Genomic DNA, 4,027 nt, shown 5'->3' with positions numbered 1-4,027 from the left:
TGAAAGTGTTAAATATCTGGAAAAAAATTCCAAAAAACCTATCTCTTCCGGTCTTGAGATAGTTTTGCTAAATAACCCAAAAAAGATAGGTGACAAAGCGAGGCTTTTGATACTTTTTGATAAAAAGCCAGTAAGCGACGTAATTGTAGCATATGACTCAAAACCTAGAGGTAAAAGTTCAAAAGAGGGCAGAATAAATATAAGGATTAAAAGAGAAGGACTTCAAAATATCAGTGCTACTTTAAGAAAAAGTAGTGATGGAAAAAAGAGTGATGAAATAGTCTACACTACAACTTTAAACTTCAAGGTTGAAAAATGAGGAAACTGATCTTATTGGCCTTTTTTGCCATAACTTTATTTTCACATGACTTGACTCATAAAGTGACTGAGCAAAAAGCAATTGTACTTAGTTTTTCTTTTAATAGCAGCGAGGATTTTTCATATCAGCCTTATGAAGTTTTCGCTCCAGGCGAAAAGATTCCTTTTGCCGTTGGGAGAACAGATAAGTTATCAAGAGTAGTATTTATCCCGGATAGAGCGGGCAAATGGCTGGTTAAAGTCGTAAGCGAAGATGGACACGGGAAAGAGGTGAAAGTAGAAGTGGGAAAAGATTTTGCGATAAAAAACTATTCAAAAACAAATTTTGAAAAATTCCAGAAGATTTTTGTAGGCGTAGCACTGATTTTTGCGATTTTTATATTTTTACAATATTTTCTAAAAAGGAAAGAGAGATGAAAAAAATAGTCTATGCCTCTTTATTAGCTGCAACATTGTCTTATGCTCATCATGGTGTTGCGTCTTTGGGAGTTGCCGGACTTGAAGGTCCTGGAGCTCCTATAGAGACTACAAGTTCGGCGATGCTGCCAGAAAATAAATTTTTAGCTTATATGAAGCTTGATTATGCATCGTATGAGAAGTATACAACCGCGGTTGATGATGAGATGAAAGAGAGTTATTACTGGATGTATGGTATTGGATACGGTTTTAAATCGTATCTTAGTGGTTATCTTTTTTTGCCATACTACACGAAAAAGCAAGAAAACGCAGTTCAAACAAGCGGTTTTCATGATATAAATCTTATGGGAGTGTTGGGTTTTAAGTATGATGAAGGATTTTTGTTAACTCCACAAAATGAGAGTTTGGACGATCTTGAAGATTGGCACTTTACGATTTTTGCCAACATCTCGCTACCAACCGGTAACAGCGAATTAAAAACGGTAGACGGCTCTTTATATGATGCCGGAATGCAGCTTGGTTTTGGAGAACCTTCGTATATGATAGGTCTAAGTGCAACAAAATGGTTCGGTAACGACTTTACTTTAGTGATGGATACGTCTTATAATTTTTTTCAAGAACATACTTACAGCGACGGCACCAGAGTTAAATTTGCGGATGAGATAAGAGCAAATGCGGCTTTGGCTTATAAATTTTACGTAAATCCGAAAAAGAAACTACGACTCGATACGAATCTTGAGGCAAATTTTTTACATTTGGGACGTGATGAGGAAAACGGAGTCGAGCAAGAAGCGACGGGAGGTGATATGTTATATACTACATTCGGCTTTAGACTCTTTTATAACAACATAAGTGCGGCTCTTGGAGTGAAACTTCCCGTATGGACGAAGCTTAACGAAGAGGATGCACAGCAAGGAAGCGAGGGAAAAGAGGACTATAGAGTAATTTTTAGTTTTTCTACACTATTTTAGGAGAGTTTATGCATATACCTGATGGCTTTATTTCGCCTATTACATATATTCCGGCATATGCGGCAAGCGCAATATTGTGGTATACCGCATCGAAAAAGTGCAAAATAAGAAGCGATAATATATCTTTTTTGGCGACTTTATCTGCTTTAAGTTTCGTTTTTATGATGATAGCCATACCGCTACCGGGAGGTACTTCGGCTCATCTTAGCGGTATAGCTCTTTTGGCGTTAATTTTCGGACCTTGGCTCTCTTTTGTTGCCGCATCTTTAGTTTTAGTTGTGGAAGCTTTAATATTTGGTGAAGGTGGTGTAACTACTTTGGGAATAAATATTTTGGCGATTGCTTTCATAGGTAGTTTTAGTTCATATTATGTATATAGAGTTTTTAAAAAGAGAAACGAAACTTTGGCTATTTTTTTAGCCGGCTGGGTAAGCGTAAATCTATCGGCTATTTTTATAGCTTTTATATTGGGGATTCAACCTATAATAGCTTCCATAGACGGCAAACCTCTTTTTTTCCCTTTTGACGTAAAAACAACTACTTTGGCTATAATGATTCCCCATATGTTGATAGGTTTGGCTGAAGGAGCTGTTACTGTGATATTGTATAGATTTTTAAAGAAAAACTTTAAAGTGATGTTTAATGAAAGATAGAGTATATTTTTATCTATATTTATGTTTGATAATTCTTTTTACCTTGATTCATAATATCTATTTTTTAGCAATCTCTTTGGTGGCAATCTTTATACTCTCTAGAAGAGATTTTCGATACCTTATAAAAAAGAGTCTCTTTTCTGTTTTATTTTTTAGCGTGATAGTTTCTCTTTCCTATCTATTTATGGGACTTTTTAAAGAGGTAGATTACGGTTTTTTGGCTCTTTTTAATCTAAGAGTCTTTTTGCTTACATATATAAGTTTTTGGGTTTTAGAAAATATCAATATCTTTAAAGTTTTACCAAAAAACGTGGCTACTTTGATAGCTCTTTCATTTTCTCAGATATATCAGTTTAGAAACTCTTTTTTGGATTTTTGGATGGGAGTAAGCTCAAGATGGAATGGATTTGGATATATTAAATGGATAAAATCTTTAAAAGCCATGAGCTTTTATTTTTTGAACAAAACTATACATAATGGACAAGAGATAAGTATGGGGATGAAAAGTAGAGGTTTTTTCGATGATTGAAGTTAAAAATATTTTTTTCGAATATGAAGATTTTAGAGGAAGAAAAAAGGAGCTTTTAAAAGATATAAGTTTTAGCGTTAAAAAAGGAGAAAGAGTTGTTTTGCTAGGAGTTAATGGTAGCGGCAAAAGTACTCTTTTGAAGATTTTGGATGCTCTACTTTTTCCTAAAAACGGAACTTACGTTTTCGATGGAGTCGAGATAAAGAAAAAAAATTTTAAAAATATAGCGAAAAGTTTTAGAAAAGATGTAGCTTTTTTGATGCAAGATCCAAATACTCTTTTGTTTAACGCAACTGTAAGAGAGGAAATTGAGTTTGGCTTAAGAGAGTTTGGTTTTGATAACGTAGAAGATAGAGCTATAGAGATTGCCAAAAGATTTGATTTGGAAAAATATCTTGATACTCCCCCTTATTATCTTAGCGGAGGGGAGAAACAAAGAGTAGCGCTGGCCGCTATTTTGGCTATAGAGCCTAAACTTTTACTTATGGACGAGCCATCTTCCAATCTAGATCCGCCAACAACCGGCTGGCTTATTGATCTTTTAAATGATATGGAAGTGACTACGATTATTTCCACTCACAATCTTAGTCTAGCATATGAATTTGGTGAAAGAGCTTTAGTGCTTTCAAAGAGTCATGAGTTGATTTTTGATGGAGAGTTGGATAGGTTTTTATCAGATATGCAACTTTTAATGAAGGCACAGCTTCTTCATAAACATAAGCATAAACATAATGGAATGGAGCATAGTCATTACCATTTGCATGACTGGAAAATATAGTATAATTGAATCATTATTCATAAGGAGAAAATATGTGTAAAGATTGCGGATGCAGTATTACGGAACATACTCACGAACACAAAACCGAACATCTACATAGCAATCCACAGCTAAATGATACGAAAACCATTGAAGTTATCACCAAAATTTTGGATAAAAACGACCATGAAGCAAAACATAACAGAGAACATTTTCAAAAGCATAATATTTTAGCTATCAATCTTATGAGCTCTCCAGGAAGCGGTAAAACTTCCCTATTGGAACAGCTTGCTTTGATGAATGAATTTCGTTTTGGCGTTATAGAGGGAGATTTGGAAACGAACAAAGATGCAGATAGACTAAAAGCCAAAGGAGTTCCGGC

General features: G+C 34.8%; 7 protein-coding genes. All 7 read left to right on the top strand.

Annotated features, from left to right (window positions below):
- Positions 1-319 (top strand): DUF4198 domain-containing protein (locus AC30RD_RS07030; protein ID WP_489493698.1); only part of this gene is annotated, 319 nt, incomplete at its 5' end.
- On the top strand, positions 316-735 hold the full coding sequence (locus AC30RD_RS07025; RefSeq protein ID WP_489493696.1) for a hypothetical protein: 420 nt from the start codon (positions 316-318) through the stop codon (positions 733-735). The genes AC30RD_RS07030 and AC30RD_RS07025, both read left to right, overlap by 4 nt.
- Positions 732-1,706: a transporter gene (locus AC30RD_RS07020; RefSeq protein ID WP_489493695.1), complete on the top strand. Its 975-nt coding sequence runs from the start codon at positions 732-734 to the stop codon at positions 1,704-1,706. Before AC30RD_RS07025 ends, AC30RD_RS07020 begins: the two co-directional genes overlap by 4 nt.
- An 8-nt stretch (positions 1,707-1,714) precedes the next feature.
- Positions 1,715-2,359 (top strand): energy-coupling factor ABC transporter permease, encoded by a 645-nt coding sequence (locus AC30RD_RS07015; protein ID WP_489493693.1) that lies wholly within the window; start codon positions 1,715-1,717, stop codon positions 2,357-2,359.
- Positions 2,349-2,888 carry an energy-coupling factor transporter transmembrane component T family protein gene (locus tag AC30RD_RS07010; protein ID WP_489493692.1) on the top strand — a complete coding sequence of 180 codons (540 nt, stop codon included), beginning with the start codon at positions 2,349-2,351 and terminating at the stop codon, positions 2,886-2,888. Before AC30RD_RS07015 ends, AC30RD_RS07010 begins: the two co-directional genes overlap by 11 nt.
- Positions 2,881-3,666: an energy-coupling factor ABC transporter ATP-binding protein gene (locus tag AC30RD_RS07005; RefSeq protein ID WP_489493691.1), complete on the top strand. Its 786-nt coding sequence runs from the start codon at positions 2,881-2,883 to the stop codon at positions 3,664-3,666. Before AC30RD_RS07010 ends, AC30RD_RS07005 begins: the two co-directional genes overlap by 8 nt.
- Positions 3,667-3,698: 32 nt before the next feature.
- Positions 3,699-4,027: GTP-binding protein (locus AC30RD_RS07000; protein ID WP_489493689.1), on the top strand; the 329-nt coding region annotated here is incomplete at its 3' end.

It is taken from the genome of Nitrosophilus sp., assembly GCF_982775275.1.
The sequence above is the reverse complement of the archived record's forward strand: the minus strand, read 5'-3'. Positions and strand labels throughout refer to the sequence as shown.